General features: G+C 29.6%; 18 protein-coding genes and 2 pseudogenes. 5 read left to right on the plus strand and 15 right to left on the minus strand.

Features of this window, described 5'->3' with window-relative positions:
• Window positions 1-7 precede the first annotated feature (7 nt).
• A complete protein-coding gene (gene recU, locus MAGB_RS00955) occupies window positions 8-499 on the minus strand; it encodes a Holliday junction resolvase RecU (RefSeq protein WP_004023963.1) in 492 nt (163 codons plus the stop codon).
• A 145-nt stretch (window positions 500-644) separates the two neighbouring features.
• Here recU and recA point away from each other — a divergent pair, with 145 nt between their 5' ends.
• Window positions 645-1,637: a recombinase RecA gene (gene recA, locus MAGB_RS00960; RefSeq protein ID WP_004023964.1), complete on the plus strand. Its 993-nt coding sequence runs from the start codon at window positions 645-647 to the stop codon at window positions 1,635-1,637.
• Between the two features lie 88 nt (window positions 1,638-1,725).
• Window positions 1,726-2,535 carry a TIGR00282 family metallophosphoesterase gene (locus MAGB_RS00965; protein WP_004023965.1) on the plus strand — a complete coding sequence of 270 codons (810 nt, stop codon included), beginning with the start codon at window positions 1,726-1,728 and terminating at the stop codon, window positions 2,533-2,535.
• Between the two features lie 65 nt (window positions 2,536-2,600).
• Here MAGB_RS00965 and MAGB_RS00970 read toward each other — a convergent pair whose 3' ends face one another.
• Window positions 2,601-3,686, minus strand: a complete 1,086-nt coding sequence (locus MAGB_RS00970) for a M42 family metallopeptidase (RefSeq protein ID WP_004023966.1) — start codon at window positions 3,684-3,686, stop codon at window positions 2,601-2,603.
• Between the two features lie 160 nt (window positions 3,687-3,846).
• On the opposite strand from MAGB_RS00970, the gene MAGB_RS00975 reads away from it, so the two are divergent.
• Window positions 3,847-4,545, plus strand: a complete 699-nt coding sequence (locus MAGB_RS00975; protein ID WP_004023967.1) for a pseudouridine synthase — start codon at window positions 3,847-3,849, stop codon at window positions 4,543-4,545.
• A gap of 51 nt (window positions 4,546-4,596) precedes the next feature.
• Here MAGB_RS00975 and rpmA read toward each other — a convergent pair whose 3' ends face one another.
• From rpmA to MAGB_RS01040, 12 genes are all read right to left on the minus strand, one after another.
• Window positions 4,597-4,875, minus strand: a complete 279-nt coding sequence (gene rpmA / locus MAGB_RS00980; protein WP_004023968.1) for a 50S ribosomal protein L27 — start codon at window positions 4,873-4,875, stop codon at window positions 4,597-4,599.
• A 6-nt stretch (window positions 4,876-4,881) separates the two neighbouring features.
• Window positions 4,882-5,181 carry a 50S ribosomal protein L21 gene (rplU, locus tag MAGB_RS00985; protein WP_004023969.1) on the minus strand — a complete coding sequence of 100 codons (300 nt, stop codon included), beginning with the start codon at window positions 5,179-5,181 and terminating at the stop codon, window positions 4,882-4,884.
• A gap of 183 nt (window positions 5,182-5,364) precedes the next feature.
• Window positions 5,365-5,631, minus strand: a complete 267-nt coding sequence (locus tag MAGB_RS00990) for a hypothetical protein (protein ID WP_004023970.1) — start codon at window positions 5,629-5,631, stop codon at window positions 5,365-5,367.
• A 95-nt stretch (window positions 5,632-5,726) separates the two neighbouring features.
• Window positions 5,727-6,149, minus strand: coding sequence for an MscL family protein (locus MAGB_RS00995; protein WP_004023971.1), 423 nt, complete (start codon window positions 6,147-6,149; stop codon window positions 5,727-5,729).
• A gap of 169 nt (window positions 6,150-6,318) precedes the next feature.
• Window positions 6,319-7,326, minus strand: a complete 1,008-nt coding sequence (gene grpE, locus MAGB_RS01000) for a nucleotide exchange factor GrpE (protein ID WP_235750720.1) — start codon at window positions 7,324-7,326, stop codon at window positions 6,319-6,321.
• Window positions 7,316-8,323 carry a heat-inducible transcriptional repressor HrcA gene (gene hrcA, locus MAGB_RS01005; protein WP_004023973.1) on the minus strand — a complete coding sequence of 336 codons (1,008 nt, stop codon included), beginning with the start codon at window positions 8,321-8,323 and terminating at the stop codon, window positions 7,316-7,318. Before hrcA ends, grpE begins: the two co-directional genes overlap by 11 nt.
• A gap of 166 nt (window positions 8,324-8,489) precedes the next feature.
• Window positions 8,490-8,705, minus strand: coding sequence for a 50S ribosomal protein L31 (rpmE, locus tag MAGB_RS01010; RefSeq protein WP_004023974.1), 216 nt, complete (start codon window positions 8,703-8,705; stop codon window positions 8,490-8,492).
• A gap of 21 nt (window positions 8,706-8,726) precedes the next feature.
• Window positions 8,727-9,323 carry a 30S ribosomal protein S4 gene (gene rpsD, locus MAGB_RS01015; protein WP_004023975.1) on the minus strand — a complete coding sequence of 199 codons (597 nt, stop codon included), beginning with the start codon at window positions 9,321-9,323 and terminating at the stop codon, window positions 8,727-8,729.
• 296 nt (window positions 9,324-9,619) lie between these two features.
• Complete coding sequence (locus MAGB_RS01020) at window positions 9,620-11,095, minus strand: MAG5620 family putative phospho-sugar mutase (RefSeq protein ID WP_235750721.1); 1,476 nt, start codon at window positions 11,093-11,095, stop codon at window positions 9,620-9,622.
• 47 nt (window positions 11,096-11,142) lie between these two features.
• Complete coding sequence (gyrA, locus tag MAGB_RS01025; protein ID WP_004023977.1) at window positions 11,143-13,902, minus strand: DNA gyrase subunit A; 2,760 nt, start codon at window positions 13,900-13,902, stop codon at window positions 11,143-11,145.
• Between the two features lie 791 nt (window positions 13,903-14,693).
• On the minus strand, window positions 14,694-15,857 hold the full coding sequence (locus MAGB_RS04305) for a restriction endonuclease subunit S (RefSeq protein WP_004023978.1): 1,164 nt from the start codon (window positions 15,855-15,857) through the stop codon (window positions 14,694-14,696).
• 3 nt (window positions 15,858-15,860) lie between these two features.
• A complete protein-coding gene (locus MAGB_RS01040) occupies window positions 15,861-18,539 on the minus strand; it encodes a type I restriction-modification system subunit M (RefSeq protein ID WP_004023979.1) in 2,679 nt (892 codons plus the stop codon).
• 318 nt (window positions 18,540-18,857) lie between these two features.
• Here MAGB_RS01040 and MAGB_RS04625 point away from each other — a divergent pair.
• Together MAGB_RS04625 and MAGB_RS01050 are read left to right on the plus strand one after the other, a co-directional pair.
• Window positions 18,858-18,992, plus strand: a pseudogene (locus MAGB_RS04625) (variable surface lipoprotein); the annotation flags it as partial.
• 667 nt (window positions 18,993-19,659) lie between these two features.
• Window positions 19,660-20,135 (plus strand): annotated as a pseudogene (locus MAGB_RS01050) (variable surface lipoprotein); the annotation flags it as partial.
• Window positions 20,136-20,340: 205 nt separating this feature from the next.
• Here MAGB_RS01050 and MAGB_RS01055 read toward each other — a convergent pair.
• Window positions 20,341-20,904 carry a 5-formyltetrahydrofolate cyclo-ligase gene (locus MAGB_RS01055; RefSeq protein WP_004023982.1) on the minus strand — a complete coding sequence of 188 codons (564 nt, stop codon included), beginning with the start codon at window positions 20,902-20,904 and terminating at the stop codon, window positions 20,341-20,343.

Raw genomic sequence — 20,904 nt, forward strand, 5'->3', positions numbered from 1 at the left:
ATTAATATTAAGAATAAATATAGGGCAAAAAGTCTATTATTCCCGGATAAGTAAGTGGAATTCTTTTGCCTATTTTTTTTATTCATTCATACCTATATTGGTTTTTGCTTTCAATTGTCATAAAGCTTTCATAAGAGAGCAAATAAAACTCATCATATAAGCCGAAAAACACTATCAAAAAGGCAAGCCCGCCATTTTTATGTATTTCTTTAAGATACTTTGTCTGATGCTCTTTTATATTACTTTTTGCTAAAAATGATTCATTTGTGCTTTTGGCTTCAAACGCCAAAAACCTGCCTTTATAGCAGCCTATGTAGTCAACAGTTGATTTTTTATAAACAAAAGCATTCGAGAGCAGTAATTTATTTTCAGAATTAGTTATGTTGCTAAATTTAATTGGCAAGCCTTTTTTCTCAATAAAAGCTATATGATTATAAGTATAGTAATCAATTGTTTGATTAATAATAGTTTCTAATAACATTCCTCTGTTTTTGTACATACTTTTATATTTAATTTTTGATAGTTTCTGTATAAAAGTGAACAAAAACGGGAAAAAAGTACTCTTTTTCCCATTTTTTTCCTATTTTGCTTTAGTAAGTCATTTTTGCAAATTGTTATTATGAAAGGAATTAATAAATTAATAAATGAAAAACGAAAATAATGAAAACAATAAGCAAATGGATTTAATTAAAAGTACATTAAATGAAATTACTCGAAAATTTGGGCAAGAAGCTATTATGATGTTTAATCAAGATACAATTGATGAACAAGTAGAAACCTTTTCATCTGGTAGCTATTTATTAAATAATGCATTAGGTATTGGTGGCTATCCTAAAGGCAGAATAGTCGAAATTTATGGGCCTGAGAGCAGTGGAAAAACTACTCTTTGCCTTCATGCAATTGCTGAAGTACAAAAGCAAGGTGGAATAGCAGCTTTTATTGATGCTGAGCATGCAATTGATCCGCTTTATGCACGCAACTTGGGCATTGACTTAAACACACTTATTTTAAGCCAGCCTGATAGTGGTGAGCAGGCCATGGAAATAGTTGATATTTTAGCTAAGTCAGGCGCTGTTGATTTAATTGTAGTTGATAGTGTAGCAGCGCTTGTGCCTATAGCTGAATTAGAAGGTGAAATGAGAGATATGCAAGTTGGCGTACAGGCTAGATTAATGTCTAAAGCTTTAAGAAAAATTACTGGCAACTTGCATAAAAATAAAACAACGGTTATTTTTGTTAACCAAATAAGAGAAAAAATTGGTGTGATGTTTGGCAACCCTGAAACAACAACTGGGGGAAGAGCACTTAAGTTTTATGCTTCAGTAAGGCTAGAAGTTAGAAAAACTACTTCAATTACTGAAGGAAAAGATATTACAGGTAATGAAATCAAAATTAAAGTAGTTAAAAATAAATTAAGTGCTCCATATAAGAGTTTTACTACCGAAATTTTATTTTCTAAAGGTATTGATTCTACAGGCGAATTAATCGAATTAGCCTGTGAAAAAGGTATATTTGACAAAAAGGGTGCTTGGTATGCATATCAAGGCAAGAACATAACTCAAGGCAAAAGAGCACTTAAGGAGTTTTTAGAAAACAACTTAGAATTTAAACAAGAAATAGAAAAATTAGTGCTATAAATAAACAATAAACAAAAGCATAATCATACTAAGTGTTAAAATAATGTAAGCATATTTAGTAAAAATCTTGCTATTGGAGAAGTGTTTAATGGAAAATAAAGAGCTTAAGATCTTATTTATTGGTGATATTTTTGGCACACCTGGCATTGAAATGGTTGAAAAACATTTATCAAAGTTAAAGTCAGATTATGATGCAGATGTTGTTATAGCCCAAGGCGAAAATGTTTCGGGCAGAAAAGGGCTAGAGCAAAAAGATTACTTAAGACTTAAAAAAGCCGGTGTAGATATCATAACTTTAGGCAATCATGTGTGAGCTAAAAGTGACATACTGAACATCATTAATAATCAAGACTTAGTTAGGCCAGCAAATATTGATGCAGGTTATCCTGGAAAAGGAACGCAATTATATACACTAAAAAATGGCATAACTTTGCGTGTTACTTCCTTAATGGGTATAACCTTTAATAAACTTCTTAAGCCTTGAACGCAAGAAGTGGCCAATAGCTTCTTCGATACTATCGATTCAATTAGACAATATCAGCAAAAGGCGGACTTTCACTTCATCGACTTTCATGCAGAGACAACAAGCGAAAAATATATCTTAGGTTTATATTTAGACGGCTTAGTAGATGCTGTGTGTGGTACACATACTCATGTACAAACAAATGATGCACATATATTGCCTAATGGTACTTGTTTTATTACAGATGCAGGTATGACTGGGCCTTATAATTCTGCTATTGGTGCAAATTTTGAAGAAGTTTACCGCCATATGCGTTTTGAAGAAAAAGTTCTTTTTACTACTTCAAATAATCCAAGTCAGTTTAATGGCGTATTTCTGCACTTGAATACTGATAAGAGCAAAAATAAAATTATTCCCATTACAATTCTTCCCTAGAAGTAATTAAAAAAGCGAGAAACTCTCGCTTTTAATTTGCCTGATAATCCTATAAAACAGGAATATTAGTTTGCTTTTAACTCTAAACTTTTTTTGCTATCAAAAGCTTTTACAAATTCTGTAATTAAATCTAGAGTTGCTTGAATATCAACTAAAGAACATACTCCAATAGGCGAATGTAAATATCTTTGTGGAATGCTTAAAGTTATAGTAGGAACCCCACCAATTCCATATTGTAAAACAGCACCATCAGTTCCGCCGCCTTCAGCTATGTATTTATAAACTGGAATATTTTTCTCTTTAGCAATTTCAGTTAGCATATTAACTAATTTTGGATCTGTAATAACAGCTGCATCTTGAATTAATAATGCTACACCTTTACCTAATGATGGCACGCCTTTGATGCATCCTGTTGTATCATGTGAAGCACCTGTGTCAATTGCAAATGCTACATCTGGATTAATAAGTGAAACACTAGTTTTAGCCCCTCTGCAGCCTACTTCTTCTTGAACAGAGCCAACAAGATACAAGTCATTAGCTAAATCAATATCCTTAATTCTGTTAGCAAGCATATCTAAAACAGTAACTCCTGCTCTGTTGTCCATTGCTTTACCACCTAAAAGGTCATTTTTTAATTCAATTGTTTCACCAGACATATAAATTCTGTCGCCAACTTCAATGCCAAAGTCAATTGCTTCTTGTTTACTGAAAAAACCACAATCAACATATAATTCTTTTTCTACTGGCGCCTTAGTTTTTTTATCAGCTTCTAAAATGTGGATTGATGTGTGTCCAAAAACACCAACTGCTTCTTTATTATCCCTGTTTGTAACAACTTTAGCTTTTGTGCCAATAACTGCTGTTGGTCAAATTCCGCCAACAGATGAAACTAATAAATTACCATTATCTTCAATGTTTCTAACTAAAAAGCCAACTTCATCCATATGTGCAGCTATCATAACTTTAGGTGCATTAGCAACTTTTGATTTTTTAGTAATTATTAATGAGCCAAATCCATCACGTGAAAAGTCAAAATTTTGGCTTTTTATGTTTGCTTTTAACTTTTCAACAACCGGCTCTTCATATCTAGACATAGCTTCAATAGACATATAATCTATTAATTTAGCTTTTAACTCATCATATTTTGACATCTTATTCCTTTATACTTTCTTTTAGTTTAAAAAGTTTGTTATTAAATTATAAATTTATAAATTTAAATACTTCGTAAATAATCTAATTAATTGAAATATAGTCTAAGTATTTTTGTTTTATTTAACTAAAATAAACAAAATTATTAGATAATTAAACAATATGACACAAATTAGAATTGAAAAATATATTGCAGATTTAACAAACTTAAGTAGAAATGAAGTAAAAAATAAGTTAAAGAAAAAAGCAATCAAGGTTAATGGAGTTATATTAACTAAATTAATAAAAATTGATTCTGAAAAAGATGTTGTTGAGCTTGATAACAGTGTCATAAAATTTGAAAAATTTCAGTACTTCATGTTCAATAAGCCAGCAAATTTTATTTGTGCTAATAGTGATTCTGAAGAAGCGACTATTTTTGATATTGTAGGCTTGCCTGCAGGAAAATTTTTCTCTTTTGGCAGATTAGACAAAGATACAGAAGGGCTTTTAATATTAAGCAATGATGGACAAATGTGTCATAGGGTGCTAAGTCCTAAAAATCATGTACCTAAAAAATATTATGTGAAAGTTGATAAAAAAATTGATAGCAAAATTTTGCTTAATCAAGAGCCAATAAAAATTAATGATGACTTTGTTGTTTCAAAATACATTCTAGAGCTTATTGATGATAAAAGCTGTTTTTTAACAATTTATGAAGGAAAATTTCACCAAATTAAAAGAATGTTTGGCTCTCTTGGCTTTTCCGTTTTATACCTAAAACGTGTGCAATTTGGCAAATTACAACTTGATAATAATTTAAAATTAGGTCAAGTTAGAAAACTTACTGAAGATGAAGTTAAAATGCTTGAATCTATATAAAAACAAAAAAAGCAGGCAAAATACCTGCTTTTTTGTGCTCAATTTAATTAATTATTCAGCACTTGTGCTGTTTTGAACTCTTGTTGGGTAAACTGAAGCATAAACTCTGTTTCTTCTACGCTCAAATTTTACGTAGCCTGTAATAAGTGCATAAATAGTGTCGTCATTACCACGTCCTGCATTTACACCTGGGAAAATTTTTGTTCCTCTTTGACGGAAAATAATTGAACCAGCTGTACAGAATTGTCCATCGCCTAATTTAATACCTAATCTTTGACCGCGACTATCACGGCCGTTTCTAGTAGAACCACCGGCTTTCGTGTGTGCCATAGCTAACTAACCTACAATTCCTGTTATTTTAACACGTGTATAAGGTTGACGATGTCCTAATTTACGTTTGTGTGTTGACTTTGCATTGTGACGATATACAACTATTTTTTTAGCTTTACCTTGTTTTTGGATTTCTCCAACAACTTTTGCACTTTCTACATAAGGTTTACCAATTTTATTATCAAGAAGCAATACTTTATCAAAAGTAACTTTTGATCCTTCTGCTCCTTCAATTTTTTCAATAAAAATTGTTTCGCCTTCTTTAACTAGAATTTGTTTACCACCTGTTTCGATTATTGCTATCATTTAGCATAACCTCCTGTTTGTGGCTCATCTTTAAGGTAATTATTTAAGAAAATAATATTTAAACCTGTTCAGAATGGTTACAAAAGTAACTCTTTTATTTTAATACAAAAATCTAGTTATGAGAGCATTTTTTGTGTTTTTTGAGCTTTTATGATTTCTAAGTTATTGATAAACATTGTAATCCTAGTAACTTACATAAACAGGATGATATACGGGTTGTACATTTTTAGAACTAGAAGCACTGACTTTTGTTTCGTTTGTGTCTCATTTTGAACTTCCTGTGCTAGTTACTTCTCCTTTTTTGGCTTTAGAAAGTTTTACTAATGACACAATTTTAGTAGCTATTGTCACAATTGCCGAAACTCCAGCTAATGCAGCAGTTATAGAAAAGCCGCCACGTATGTGCTTTTCTTGATTTTCATCAAGTTTAACAAATTTATTTTGTTCCATTTTCCTCCTTTCATTTATTTAATTTGGAAATATTTAGATAGAAAGCAAAAAAGAAAAAAATTGGGAAAAATCCCAACTTTTTCTAAACTTTTTTCCTACTTTAGTTGACTTCTTCTTAGTTCATCAATGTTTTCATTAAGTTTCTTAAGTTCTTGAAGTATCAATTCATCTGTTGTTGGAGCAGCAACAACTACAACAGGTGGATTCTTTTTAGCTTTTCTTGCTTCAACAGCATTCTTAATCAAGAAATATAGAATTAAGAAAAGGAAAATAATAAGAGCAACAATGATAAATGAAATTAATGCTGCTAAGAATTTTCCAATTAAAACAGGGCCGGCTTTTAATTCAGAAACTGCTTGTACATTGAATAATGAAGCTATTGCAGCCATTATCACATCATTTGCTAATGAGCTAATAACTGCATTAAATGAAGCACCAATTAAAACACCAATTGCTAATAGTAGCATATTGCCACGTTTAACTGATGTTCATGCGTCGTTTACAGATTTTTTGAACATAATATAATTATATTAAATTCAAGGCAAATTATTATCATAATTTTAGGCTCATTAACCAATAATACTATAAAACAGTCATATTAGTTAATAACCTGTTTTTAGACATAACACTTATCCTTCAATGATAACTAATCAAATAAAAATGAGAGCACAAGACGCCCTCATTTTACTAATTATTATTTTTAGCAATTGTCTCTGCTACTTTTTCTTTTAAGGTGTGTAATTTACCAGGAGTCTTGTGATATGCATCATCTCCCAATTTTTCAATTAAAACTTTTGCCTGCGGATCATCAGATCTAACACTTGTGTCTACTAAGGCAACATGTAAAATTCTATCATGCAACTTGTAAGCTGACGAATGAACGTTAATTATAGTGTTTGAAGGAAATTCATCATCAATAACTTGCTCATTAACTTTTTGGTATTTAGGGTCAAAAATCTCACCTTCAATTGGTTTAAGTTCAACAAAATTATATTTTTTAAATAATTCATCAAATTGTCAAGTTATCATTCTATAACCTTTAGCAAAAGCTTTTAATTTTGGATCATCAAGCAATTCAGCCTGCATTTCTGAACTTAAACTAGTTACTTTGTATAAGCTATAATAATTCACAAATTCTTCAAAAAACTTTTGCAATGCATATTGCTCAACCTCTTTTTTTAATTCATTAGGGATAACAACAGCTTTTGGGCCTTCTTTTTCCTTTTCTAATAAGATTTTTAATAATTCATTTTGCTTAATAAGCTTTTCATTTTCAACAAAAAGAGAAAGAATTCTTTCTTGTGCTTTTGCTAATGGATCAGCAGTTGTTTCTTCTTGGTTTTTGCTTTCTTTCTCAATAGCATCTAATGCTTTTTGATTAGTTAGCTCTTCATAATTTTTTAAAGTAACTTCAAATCAAAGTTTTTGATTTCTATATTCTTCATTAGGGTGGTTTTTAGGAATTTTTAATTGAAATTTGTAGCTTTGTTCAATGTCTTTACCTAAAAACTTGTCATCAAAGTTAGGTATAAAATTATTTTTGCCTAAAACTAATTTATGATCCTTTGCACAAAAAGGCTCTATAAGCTCTTTTTTTGGAGAATATGCATCAATATCTAATACTAAAATGTCGCCTTTGTCAAAGGTTTTTTTAATTTCACTAACTTTATTCACATCTTCTCCTTTATTCATCATATTCATTTATCAACTCTTCTAATATTTCTAAAGCAGAAATGCCTTTGGCATAGTTCATTCTGTTCGTACCAACTAATGAAATTTCTTTAATTTTATTGTTTTGTAACTTCTTGGCTATAAATGTACTATGATCACTACATATAGCTATTTTTATATTTCTATTTTGATCTGATATTTCAGAATCAATTATTTCTCAAATAGATTCATTTTCAATCTTGTGCAATATTTTTAGTAAATCTTGCCGTGAAATTTCATCAGCTAAAATAATGTTGTTTCTGCCATAAATGTTATTTTTATTAACGAATGCAAAGTGGAAAACTTGATTTATGTACTCTTCTAGTAATGTCTCATAATTTTTGATAGATTCAGATAGTATAGGTCAAAGTGCTTTAGCAGATGAAGCTAGATTAATTAATGATGAATTCACTAACCTTTGATTGAATACTTTAGTTGCAATGGCTAAGTCATTCATTGAGTACATATCTTTATTAATGTTTATGTTATTAGTAGTTGTTTTGTTATATGAATCAGTTATTAATACTATTCCTTCTCTGTCGGACAAAGGAACTAATTGCAAGTTTTTGAGCGTCGCATCTTCATTATTTTCAGTAGTAACTAAAGTTACCCCGATAGATTCAGTTATTATTTTAGCTGCTTCTTCAACAGTGTTTTCAATTGACACTCTTCTTCGTGCAAAGATGTCTTTTATCCTTTCTTTAAAGGCATTTGTGTCAAAATTTACTAAATACATTGCATAGTATTCATAGCCTTTAGCTGAAGGAACTCTTCCGCTTGAAGTATGAGTTTTTTCCAAAAATCCATACTTTTCCAAATCATTCATTAAGTATCTAACTTTAGCACTAGAAAAGTTTAATTTAAAATTTTCTAGTAATGCTTGCGAACTAACAGGAACTCCATCTTCGATAAACATCTCAACAGTATATTTTAAGACTGTTTTTAAGTCGGCAGTTAAACCAAAATCATCTTTTTTAAGCATAGTAAAATTATAATCTTTTTTAGCATATAAATAGCTAAAGTGCTAAAAAAGTTTCTTGGCGTAAAGTTCTGTTTTATAGGCTTGTTTGTCACGCGTGTCTAAAAGGGTACCTAATTAAATAATTAGAGTGCCAAAAAAAGAACCACGGGGGTTCTTTGTTGTGAATTTAATATTTTGCACTCTTTTTAGCAAGTCTTTGATTAAATTTGTCAATCATACCAGTTGCTTTAGTTTTTGCTCTATCGCCGGTATAAACAACGTGGCATCCTGAACAAACATCGATTGAAATTGACTTTTTAGTTGTTCCAAATGTGAATTTTTTTGAACATGTTGAGCAAGTTGCTTCAACAGTGTTGTATTGTGGATGTATATCTTTTTTCATAATATAATCTCCTAATCTTAACTATTTTGAATAGTGTTCGATAACAAAGTTTTCTTTAACATTTGGATTTAGTTCACTTCTATCAGGAAGTCTGTCAACTTTAGCTTCAAAGTTTTTAACTGTTAATCAAGCAGCAGCAGGTTTTGATTCTAAAGCAGCCTTAACTTGATTATTGTTTTGTGTCTTTGCTTTAAGTGTAATAACATCGCCTACAGATATGTGCATAGAAGGAATGTCAGCATTCTTGCCATTAAGTTGGAAATGTCCGTGTGCTACTAATTGACGAGCTTGTCTTCTTGTTGTAGCAAAACCCGCTCTATAAACAACATTATCAAAACGACTTTCTAAAAGTTGTAATAGGTTTGTACCAGCAACACCTTTCATTTTGATAGCACGAGCGTAAATTTTTTGTAATTGTTTTTCGCTAATGCCATAAATAAATCTTACTTTTTGTTTTTCATATAAATGCAATCCATAGTCAGATAGCTTAACACGTTTGTTACCATGTTGACCAGGTGCATAGGTACGTTTTTTACCTTTTGAAAATTCTTTTTCGTTTTCTAAAATTGAAATCCCGTAACGACGAGCTTTTTTGAAAACTGGTCCTAAATATCTCATCTTTCCTCTTTCTGCATAAAAACATCAAAAGGAGACAATTTCTTTACTCTTGATGATTTTTTAATGATTTCGGTTTACAGCTAACTTACTTTCAAATCAATTAGAAAATATCATATAGTGAATAAATAATTATCTGCTGTTAATTATGCAAAATATATTTTATTATAAATTAGCAAAAATATAAGCAATTTTTGCGATAAAATCAAGTAAATATAAAGTGATATCAATGGTTGCTAATAACACTGTTTTATAGGATTTTATGTCAAATTGCTTTTTAAAGTAATGTCTTTGTTAGCTTATGGCTTTAATAATTTAATCATTTTGCCCACTCATAGAGCCATTTTAAAATACTGAAATTTTCAAGAAACATTTTGTTTTGAATCTTCACTAAAAATATGGTATTCGAAAACTAGATTTTCTTTTTCAGAATCATAGTAAATTGATACTGAATTTTTGCTGTTATCCGAATAAAGATTTAAAAGCACATAATTATTCTCGCATCAAGATTTGAATATGACAATTTTGTTAAATATCTTGCTTTCTAAATACTTGTTTTCGATAATTGAAATTAAATTATTTACATTAGTAAAATCAATTTTTTTATATTTCTTAATAACGTTTATGCTACCAAGGTTTTCCTTGAGCGAATTATACTTAAACGATAGTAAATTGTTTCTGTTTCTGTAAATATTCAGCATTCAAACTAAACATATTAAAAAGTAATAGTTATTATGAATTTTTGAATATCTTGGATTGGCATTAATTTTTTCAAATGAATATGTAAATAAGCAGTTTTCGTCATTTAATAAATCTTCAACAGTGTCTGAATTGTAGTAAAAATATCTCATCTTGTATTGCTTGATTAAATCTATTATTTGACTACTTGCATTTGGCGGAATAACAACAAATAATTTTTTAATATTAACTTGGTTAGATCTTTTTAACTCTTCAACTAAAAAGTCTAAGTACAGCAAAACTATTTGGTCAAGAGAAATATTTTTAAGCTTATAATCAATTAAAAAATCAGCAGCTAAATTAGAGTAATTATCAATATGAATTATGCTTTGATAGCTTTTTAATTTTGGCAGCAAGTTTTTAAATAAATCAAAAAATTTTCTGCTTTTGTTGCTGTTCATCTTGCTTTTTTTAACTTTAAAACTGGTGTCGTAATTACTAAATAATTGCGAACATAACGATAGTGAATAATCATTGTTTACTAAAACTAAGCTTCTTGATTTATATCGCGGTCTTACGTTAAAAAATGCTTTAAGAATTTCTTCTTTTGACGTTTGTGTAGATATTAAATGATCAACATTTAATAACTCAGCCTCATAATTCAGATCATTGTCAATAGACTCTAATTTTTTGTTGCTACAAAAACTATCATACACTTTTTGCAAAATGTCCTTTTTTACATAAAACCTTGTTTTATAGTCATATACGACAATAGAAACACATTTTGAAGATTTTGAAATTATAAATTTCACTATGTAATCAATTTTGTGCTTGTTGCAAGCTATTTCATCAGTAGAAATATCTGTGCCAACATTAGAATCATATGAATAAACCTTAAAATTTTTAACAGGTATATTTTTGATGTATTTAACTATTTTATAGTGCTTAAGATCTCCTTGAAAAGACAATAAAATCTTTTGCTCACTATTATCATCAAGTATTGAACAAATGTGTTCAAAAACCAAAGAACATGTTTGCTCACTTATATGTTCTTTTGTAATTGACTTTAAAATTAATGAGTTTCCTGTTATGGACATTAGGACTTTATTATTTAAATCACCGATCATTAAGCATACCCTTAAAATTAATCAATATCAATTTCTATAGTCTCTTCATTGATGTCGCCTTTATCTAAAAGAATTTCTTTAGTTTGATTTTTTATATCATCAATGAATTTTTCATCCTCAATAGTTTCGTCTAAAGTTGAATCGCTTTCTAACTTAACAATTTCAACTGCCTGAATTTGTTCTTTTTTCTTCAAGTTAATTAACTTGACTCCTTTTGTTGCTCTACCAGTTTCATTTATGTCCTTGATAGGAATTCTAATTGTAAGACCGCTTGTTGTAATCATTAGAATCTCATCATGTGGATTAACAAAACGAGCAAAGACTAAGTTTCCAGCTTTTTCGCTGTTTATACCAATAACACCTTTTCCGCCTCTGTGTACTAATCTGAAAAGGCTGTGGTGGGTTATTTTACCAAAACCATTTTTGCCAATTGTTAAAATCAATTCGCCTTCAGAACTAGATGAAGCAGAAATACATGTTTCATCCTCAGCTAAGGTAATTCCTTTTACACCTGTAGCAATTCTGCTTAAAGCTCTAAATTCGTTGGAGTGAAACTTAACAATTCTTTGTTTGCTATTAGCTAATAAAATTAGTTCATCGTCATCAATAATTGAAGCACGAATAAGCTCATCATCCTCTTTGAGGTTGAATGCACGCTTACCATTTATATTAATAATTTGAAACTCTGAAAGACTAGTTTTCTTAATTATTCCTAATTTTGTTGCAGTAAATAAGTATTTATCATCACTATATTCATCAACAGCAAGCATTGAGATGACTTTTTCGCCTTCGTCGACCTTAAGTCTAGGAACTATGTTAATAAAAGAAGTTCCTTTAGATTGTCTATTTAATTCAGGTATTTCATGAGCACGGATTCTATAAACACGTCCATGGTTTGTAAAAATAAGTAAATCGGTGTGTGTTGTGGTGGTGATAATTGATGAAATATCATCATCATTGTATGTTTTCATTGTTGTTATGCCAACACCGCCACGTCTTTGGGTCTTGTACTCTTCTAAATCAATTCTCTTAACATAGCCTTTAGTGCTAGTTGTTATGACAATATCTCTTTTAGTTATTAAATCTTCATCATTAATTGATGCACTAATATTTTTATCAATTACTGTTCTACGCTCATCAGCATATTTGTTTTTTATTTCAGTTAATTCATCAATAATTAGCTCAATTAATAAATCTCTATTAGCTAAAATGTTGCTAATTCTTTCAATTTCAGTGGCTAAATTACGCATTTCTTCGATCATGCTATCAACAGCTAATCCGGTTAGTCTACCTAAACGCATATCAACTATAGCTTTTGTTTGCTTTTCGCTTAAATTAAACCTTGCTGATAAATTATTTTGTGCATCTTGATCTGTTTTAGAAGCTTTGATTATTTTAATTACTTCGTCAATGTTTTCAACAGCTATCTTAAGGCCTTCTAAGATATGCATTCTATCTTGGGCTTTATTTAAATCAAATTTTAGCCTTCTAGTAACAACATTTTCTTGGTGTTTTAAATAAACTTCTAAGGCATACTTAATATTTAATAATTTAGGCTCACCATCAACTAATGCAACAAAATTAACATTGTAATTTGACTGAAGCGGAGTTTGCCTATAAAGCTTATTTAATATGATTTCTGGAACTTCGCCCTTTTTAATATCAATAATTATTCTAATGCCATTTCTATTTGATTCATCACGTAAATCAGCTATACCTTCAATGGTTTTGTCTTTCATTAATTGAGCTATTTTCTCAATGATTAAAGTTTTCTTTATTTCATATGGTATTTCTGAAACAATAATTCTGCTTTTACCATTTTGTAAGTGTTCAATCTTGGCAATTGATCTTACTGAAATAGAGCCTTTACCTGTTTCATAGGCTTCTTTAATTCCTTTTGTGCCCATAATCATAGCACCAGTTGGAAAGTCAGGCCCTGGAAGGAATTCCATAATTTCACTTATGCTAATTTCTGGATTTTTAGCTAAAGCAATAGTTGCATCAATTGTTTCAGCTAAATTATGAGGAGGAATGCTTGTAGCCATACCAACAGCTATTCCTGAACCACCTGAAACTAATAAGTTTGGAAAACGTGAAGGAAGAACTGATGGCTCTTTTTCAGTTGCATCATAGTTATCGACGAAGTCGACAGTATCTTTCTTAATGCCTTCTAACATTAAAGAAGCAACTTTAGACATTCTAGCTTCTGTATAACGCATAGCTGCAGCTTGATCGCCGTCAATCGATCCAAAGTTACCGTGGCCGTCAATCAAAGGATATCTCATAGAAAAATCTTGAGCCATACGAACCATAGCTTCATAAACAGATGAGTCACCATGGGGGTGATATTTACCTAAAACATCACCAACAATTCTGGCACTTTTACGGTGCTGTGTACCACTGGTGATGCCTAATTCACTCATATCATAAAGTATTCTTCTATGAACAGGTTTTAGTCCATCTCTAGCATCAGGCAAGGCACGCGAAACAATAACGCTCATTGCATAATCTAAAAATGAGACTTTCATCTCTTTTGAGATCTGCATTGGAATTATTCCATCTTGCTCAGTTTCAACTAATTTTGGCTCAACTTTGTATTCTGGCTTATTTTGTGGAATATCTTCTTCATCTTCGTCATCATTTTTATTATCTTTTGGCTTTTTAAAGGCTATAAAAAGTTCATCAGAAGAATCATTTTCATCATCATAAGATTCTTCATTTAATTTGTCACTACCGTTGATTAATTTTTCTTTTTCATCATCATTTATTTTAGCCATACGTAAATCTCTCCTTTATATTAAAAGGCATAATATTATAAATATAATATTAATTTTACCAAAAATAGCATTTTTTTTGCATTATAAACTAAGCAAAATTTAGCAAGCTTTCAACATTAATTTGTGTTGTTGATGTAATGATTTTAATTTTTAAGCATTTTTAAATCATTTGATTATATTTTGCTAAATAGATATTATTTCATTTTTTACTGTTTAATACTATAAAACAACCTAATTAGTATAAATTTACAACAAGCAATTTTGACTTGAATTTTTGAGCTATTTTTTAAGAATGAATAAAGTATTTAACCATTTTATATATATCTTAGATGACAGTTTAGTTTGTCCTTTGCCTTTTCAACATACTATTGCATTTAGTATCAAAATCATAAGTTGAAAATTACATGCTTTTTATCCTTTCCTATTCTAATAAACAAGTGAATTTTAAATCATTTTATAAAGTGAACTTTTTCGGGAAAAAAGAGCTGTTTTTCCCGTCTTTTTCTTATGTTCTTGTTATTAGATGTTTTGCTGACAAACGTAAAATAAATTTCTATTGTAGTTAGGCTTAGAGCCATTTTTATACTGAAATATAAATTCTAAAGAAATTAATGTTAATGCTTCTTTAAGCAAAAATCTAATATTTTCACTAGAACAAAAAACACCAGCAGTTTACTGATGTCTTTTGTTAAAGATTAAAATACACATTGATCTTTTTTTCTTGCATATCAATACACAAGCATTTTCCTAGCATCTGTATTAGTTATCTATATTAAATTTCATAATTTCTTCTATACAAACATTTTCTCTAACAACGTATTTTTGATATTTTTTAGACTGTTAAGCTTACGCTGATGAAGGGCGATTAGGGAATCAAGGTGAGAAAATAGGGATGATATTTTGGATTGCTCTTCTACATTTGTTATAGGTAAAACAAAATTAAAAATTGTATTTGTATCTATATTTGGTATACCACTAGACTTTGATGATCTTTCACAATAACTTATGAAATTATTAGTCATATAACTATAAATGTAATATCTGGGAATTTTTATATTTTGAATAACATATGTGCGCTGATTAGCATTATATTTGCCATCTGCTAAGTGCAAATTACCAACTGTAGAACCGCTACCTGATATAGTAATTCCTTCGCCTTCAAACGCATAAGAATCTATTTTATAAATTTCATAACCACAAGTGTAGAAATTATAAGTACCATTTGGTTTGGCATCTTTTGTATCAAGTTTTCCGGAGAAAATATCAACTAAATTCCCCAACTTTTCCTGTTCTCAAGCGTTAGTAAATTCTTTGAATCTTATGCTTGGAAATTGAGATTTTTCGTCACAAAACATCCTGTCAAGCAGTCTATTTTTAAGATTTTTCAAGATAGAAAGCTTACGCTGATGAAGGGTGATTAGGGAGTCAAGGTTGGCTAAAAGCCGACCTATTTTATTTTGTTCTGGAAGCGTTGGAGAACTTAAATTTATATTTAAAAAAGCTGATTCATGAATTTTTAGTTGACCATATACAACGCCTTGTCTATATCTAAGAATTTTATCTATCAGTTCATTTCTACACAAAGCCTTTTCAATGAACTGTGAATTCGACAAGTTTGTTGTTCTAAAAACACTATAAACAGGGGAAATACATGCATTACCATACTTATTTGAACCTATGGATCCTCTATCTAAATTATTTGATGAATAAATAAAATCCCCATATTTTGTTACTTTATAAATTTTATTTTCGGCATCTTTTACTAAGCTACTCCTATCGTATCTTTTGCCCTTTGGAGTAATACCCTCATTAGCTATGAATGCCATCAGGGGAAAATCTATAGTTTGCTTGCTAAATTCCAATCGTTCTGTTAATAAATCGCCAACTTTTCACTGTTCTCAAGCGTTAGTAAATTCTTTGAATCTGATCTTAGGAACCAATAATTTTTCACTCATAATTTACTTACCACCTAAAATCTTAATAAGTTCATCAATGGCCTTCATATCGCTTTCTTCGCCTTTAAGATCTTTTAATAATTCAACTAACTCACGTTCATTCGCTACTATTTGATCATTTATATCTTCCAATGTATCACTGTACTTTTCTGCTAAAGATTCAATTTTTGAAATAAAGTCTTCAACAAGATTTATTCCTATTTGATTAATTTGCTCAATAATAGGAGTAGTTCATTTTTCAATTAAAAGTTCATAAAATTCATCACTAGAAAGACTTACATATTTGTTGTATGACTCTTCAACTAAAAAGTTTGATAATTCTTTCTTATCCTTATCAACTTTAGATATTTTGCTTCTAAGTAAACAAATACTAGTTAGCTTAAATTCTATGCTTTCTTGATCTAATGAATCTATGTCTTTTAACATTGATTTATAGGCTTTTTCGATACTGTCATGTTTAAACTTATTAGTTTCAAAATCATAAATTTCATCAGTTTTATCTTCTTCAGAAATGGACTTTTCTAACTCATCTAATTCATTCTTAAGACTGTCAGATTCGTCAGTTTTATCACGCAATAGTCAGTATTTGTCACTATAAAACTTTTCTTGGATTAGGCCAAGATCAAAAATATTTGATTTATATCCTTTGGCAGTACTTTTCTTACCTTTGCCTTCTATTTTTTCAATCTCGCCATTTAAAATTTCAGATAAAACATTACTTTTATCTTCATTCTCTTGATAATATTTGCTTATTAGCTCAATATCATCTTTAATTAAGTCAAAATTATTGACAAAAATTTGATAAATATCATAAGCATCAACTAATGGAATGCTGTCCATATTTTCAAAAATATAGTCAGTTAGGGCTGCTTCTAATTCAACAAGATTAATCTGCTCAATTTGCTCAACTGAAGTTACAAAATTTTTGAAAAACTTTAAAAATTGTGTTCCCTTTTTATCAAAGCTATTAATGTATTCAGATACATTTCATTCACTTTTGATAGTTGAATTAATTTCTTCTTTATGGATCATTAATTCATAATAATTATTTGCGTTTACTTTGAACAATTTGTCTTTTAAGCCTGTAAATAAGGCAAAGAATTTATCAAGCTTTGCTAATTCTTCTTCACTTATACCGCCATGCATTAGTGAATAAAGATCATGTTGTTCTTGCTTTTTAAAGTTGTCAATATATCTAGAAATATTAAGGTTGTAATCATTTGCAACAATTTCATCAAGTAAAACACGACGTGAAAAGTTTTCTATTTCAGCTCTGTTATTTACTACATCAGCAATTTTTTTAATGTGTGATTTAGAAAATTTATTGTTTTTGCCTTCTTTTACATAAAGATTTGATGCATCAACAAATAAAATATCTTTTTCACTTCTGTGCTTTTTAAGAATCATAATTATTGTTGGAATTCCGGTGCCATAAAACATATTGGCAGGAAGGCCAATAATTGTATCTATTTGCTGTTTTTGAATCAAAGTTTTACGGATTTGTCCTTCAGAATTTCCTCTAAATAAAACTCCATGCGGCAAGACTATGGCCATAATGCCATCAGGTTGCACGTGATAAAGATCATGAAGTAAAAAGGCATAATCTGCTTTTGTTTTAGGCGCTATTCCATATTCAATGTATCTAGGGTCTAAGGTATGTTTTTCTGCATTTCAGTTCTGAGAATAAGGCGGATTCGAAACAACAGCATCCACTGATAAATGCTGATATGAGCTATAGTCATTATTTTCAAACATTGGCCAATCTTGCTCCAATGTATCTCCATTACGAGCATGAATTTCAGTCGGACTAATGTTTTTCATAATTAGATTCATTCTAGTTAAGTTAAAAACTTCAGCTTTTAACTCCTGTGCATAATAACTTACTGGACTATTGCCATTGTTATATTTTTTAAACTCTTGGCCAATAGTTAAAAGCAATGAACCTGAGCCACTAGTAGGGTCATAAACTTTGATAAACTCTCTGTCTTTTAAATGATATGCAACTATTTTGGACATTAATTCTGACACTTCATGTGGAGTGTAAAACTCACCTGCTTTTTTGCCAGCTGATGAAGCAAAACGGGCAATAAGATATTCATAAATATAGCCTAAAACATCATAATCTTGGTTAGTTGAAGGAATATCATTAATAATATCTATCAGGCTAAAAATTACTCTAGTTTGTTCATTAGTATCAGGCCCTAGCTTGCTTAAGTCTCTTTCAAATTTTACAAATAAGTCTTTGAATAATGACTTATGTGCTTCATTAACACTATTGTTAAAATTATTAAAAGCTTGCTGAAATCTTTGAATATTGAAGTTGCTTTTGTCTTCCAATCATGTGATGAATAAATCAGAATAATCTATAAAATAGCCATTTTCGTCAATGCACTCTTTTTTTGCATCCTTAAAAATTTCATAGTCACCTTCAATATTATCATCAGTATAAAAAGCACTAAAATTAGACATATTGTCTAAATATTTACTATCAAGATATTTAAGTTGATCCTTAGATATTCAATTTTTAATTAAATAATCAGTTTGCTTTTCACATAAAAACTTATAAAGTATTAGCCCCAAAACGTAGTCTTTGTATTCATAAGCTTCTAATTTATCCCTTAATTGGTTTGCAGCAGCCCAGATTTTAGAGCCTAATTTTTCCTTAGTTATTTTATTGCTCATATGCTCCCCTTTTAAATATAAAAATGCAGAAATTAAAAAGTTAAAACTTATATTATTTTAATTATATTAATTAAGTCATAAAAGCCACAAAATATGACCTAAAAACTATGTTTTTAATAGCATTCTAAAAACTTAATTTGTTTTTATTAACTAACTCTAAAAAATAGTTAAGGATTCAATGTGAAAAATTTTTCAATAGTGCTTGCTTTTTTTCATTTTTATTTCTTTTTTAATAATTATGTTTATATAAAATGCTTATTGATTTAAGCAACATAAATTGCTTAAAATTTAATATTCAATTTATAAAGGACTAACAAAATGAAAAGAAAATTAATTTTAATAGGGGGGGAGGCTTGCTTTTTGCTAGTTCTTTCCCAATGATAGCCGCTTCATGCGACGGCAAAACAAAAAAAGCTGAAAAGGAAATTAAAGAGCCTGTTAAAAAAGAAGATTCTAAAGAGCTAGCCGAAAAACCTAAGACAGAAGTAGAAACCTCAGGAGCAGATGTCGATTCAACATCAAATAGTGATAAAACTGAAAATCCAAAAGTTTTAGAATCTTCAATGAGCGATTCAGCAAATTCTCCATCAAACACTTCAAGCAATTCTGAATCATTAAAAGACAAAATTATTAAAAGACATTTAGAATCTGCATCTGAAAGCACTTTAAAACTTTTTGATGGAACATACTCATCAGCAAATTCACAAGTTCTTTCACCTACTGAGAAAGAAAATAAAGCACAAAAAGAAAGAGAAAATAAAGCTAATGCTGCTAATTTAATTTCTGGTGGCAAAAGAACTAATCCATCTAGTGAAAAAGATAAAGAGTTAGTTAATGGCTGAACTAATAGTACAAGTAATAGAGGATATGCGCCTGGTGCAAGAATCCGTGTGCCTGTTAATTCTTCTACAAGCTAGTAAATCGTTTTTATTTCATTCTTATAAATCTTCTGTTTTATTTAACAGGAGTTTTTTTATTATCATTTTGAACTGTTTCTCATTTTAAGTAATAAGTTATATGAAAAATTTTCAGTTTTGCACTAAATTTAGACATTAATATTGATTTGATATTTTTCATCTTGTGTAATATTTTTCTTATTTTAATTTGTAAAGGACTAACAATGAAAAGAAAATTAATGTTAATAGGGGGGGGGGCTTAGTTTTTGCTAGTTCTTTCCCAATGATAGCTGCATCATGTGATGGCAAAACAAAAGAAGCTGAAAAAGAAATTAAAGAGCCAGCTAAAAAAGAAGATTCTAAAAAAGTAGTTGAACAACCGAAATTAGAAAATACTGAAAATGATAAAACCGATAAAGAAAACATGGCTAACTCTTTGCCTGCTGAAACAACAAACAATTTAGGATCAACTGCACCTGCTAATGAAACGGCAAAAAGAACAGACACAACAGAATCTGACTTAGAAGGTGTAAGAGCATCAACTTACATCTATGATATTTGAGCTAGAGATATTTACAAATATGAACCTAAAACAAAAGATGACAAGAGTTCAAAAAGTGACTTAGATGCAGTGAAAGCATCAAATTACATTTATGATGTTTGGTCAAGAGATATTTTTAAATATGAACCTACTAAAAAACCTGCTAAGTAGAGGTTTTAACAATGAATAAACGAAGGAAATGAAAGAGTGTTCATGTATAAATATAGAAATATTTATTAGCTCTCCAAATAAAAAGCTATCTGGCTTAATCTAGTATCTTTCAAATAATGGATAAACTAAGCTTTGTGCTTGGTTTTTTAATTCTATAAAACAGACATTTTAGTCAATCTATGTATCAGATAAGCTAATTAACCTGCTCATAAATATTTCTCTCGGTAATAACAAAATCAAGACTTTGATCAGTGTCGTCAATTTCAACTTTTTCAACTTTTTGTTCATCAAAACATATCCCTACTTTTAAATAGTTACCATTATTTTCACTAAAAAAGCGATCATAAAATCCTTTTCCCATGCCGATTCTGTTTAAAGAATTATCAAAAGCTACTAAAGGTGTGAAAATGCAATCAATTTCTTCAATGTTACATAAAATATCAGACTTAGATTCATTAATATTAAATAAATTTAATTGATAATCAGCCTTATTGTCAATTAAAGTCATAACCATTTTGTTGTTTTCTAATACTTTAGGAACATAAACCTTTATATTATTATGCAAACACCATTCTATTATTTTGCCTGTATCAGCTTCATATTTTGTTGACAAATAAATACAGATTTGTCTAAATCCGTTTTTATTTATAAAGTCAATAACATTAGCACTGATAGCCGAATTAGCCTTTGTTTTGTATTCAGGTGTAAGCAATTTGCGCTTAGTAATCATTAATTTTCTTAGTTCGTTTTTATTCAT

This window comes from Mycoplasmopsis agalactiae 14628, assembly GCF_000266865.1.
Classification (GTDB): domain Bacteria; phylum Bacillota_I; class Bacilli_A; order Mycoplasmatales; family Metamycoplasmataceae; genus Mycoplasmopsis; species Mycoplasmopsis agalactiae_A.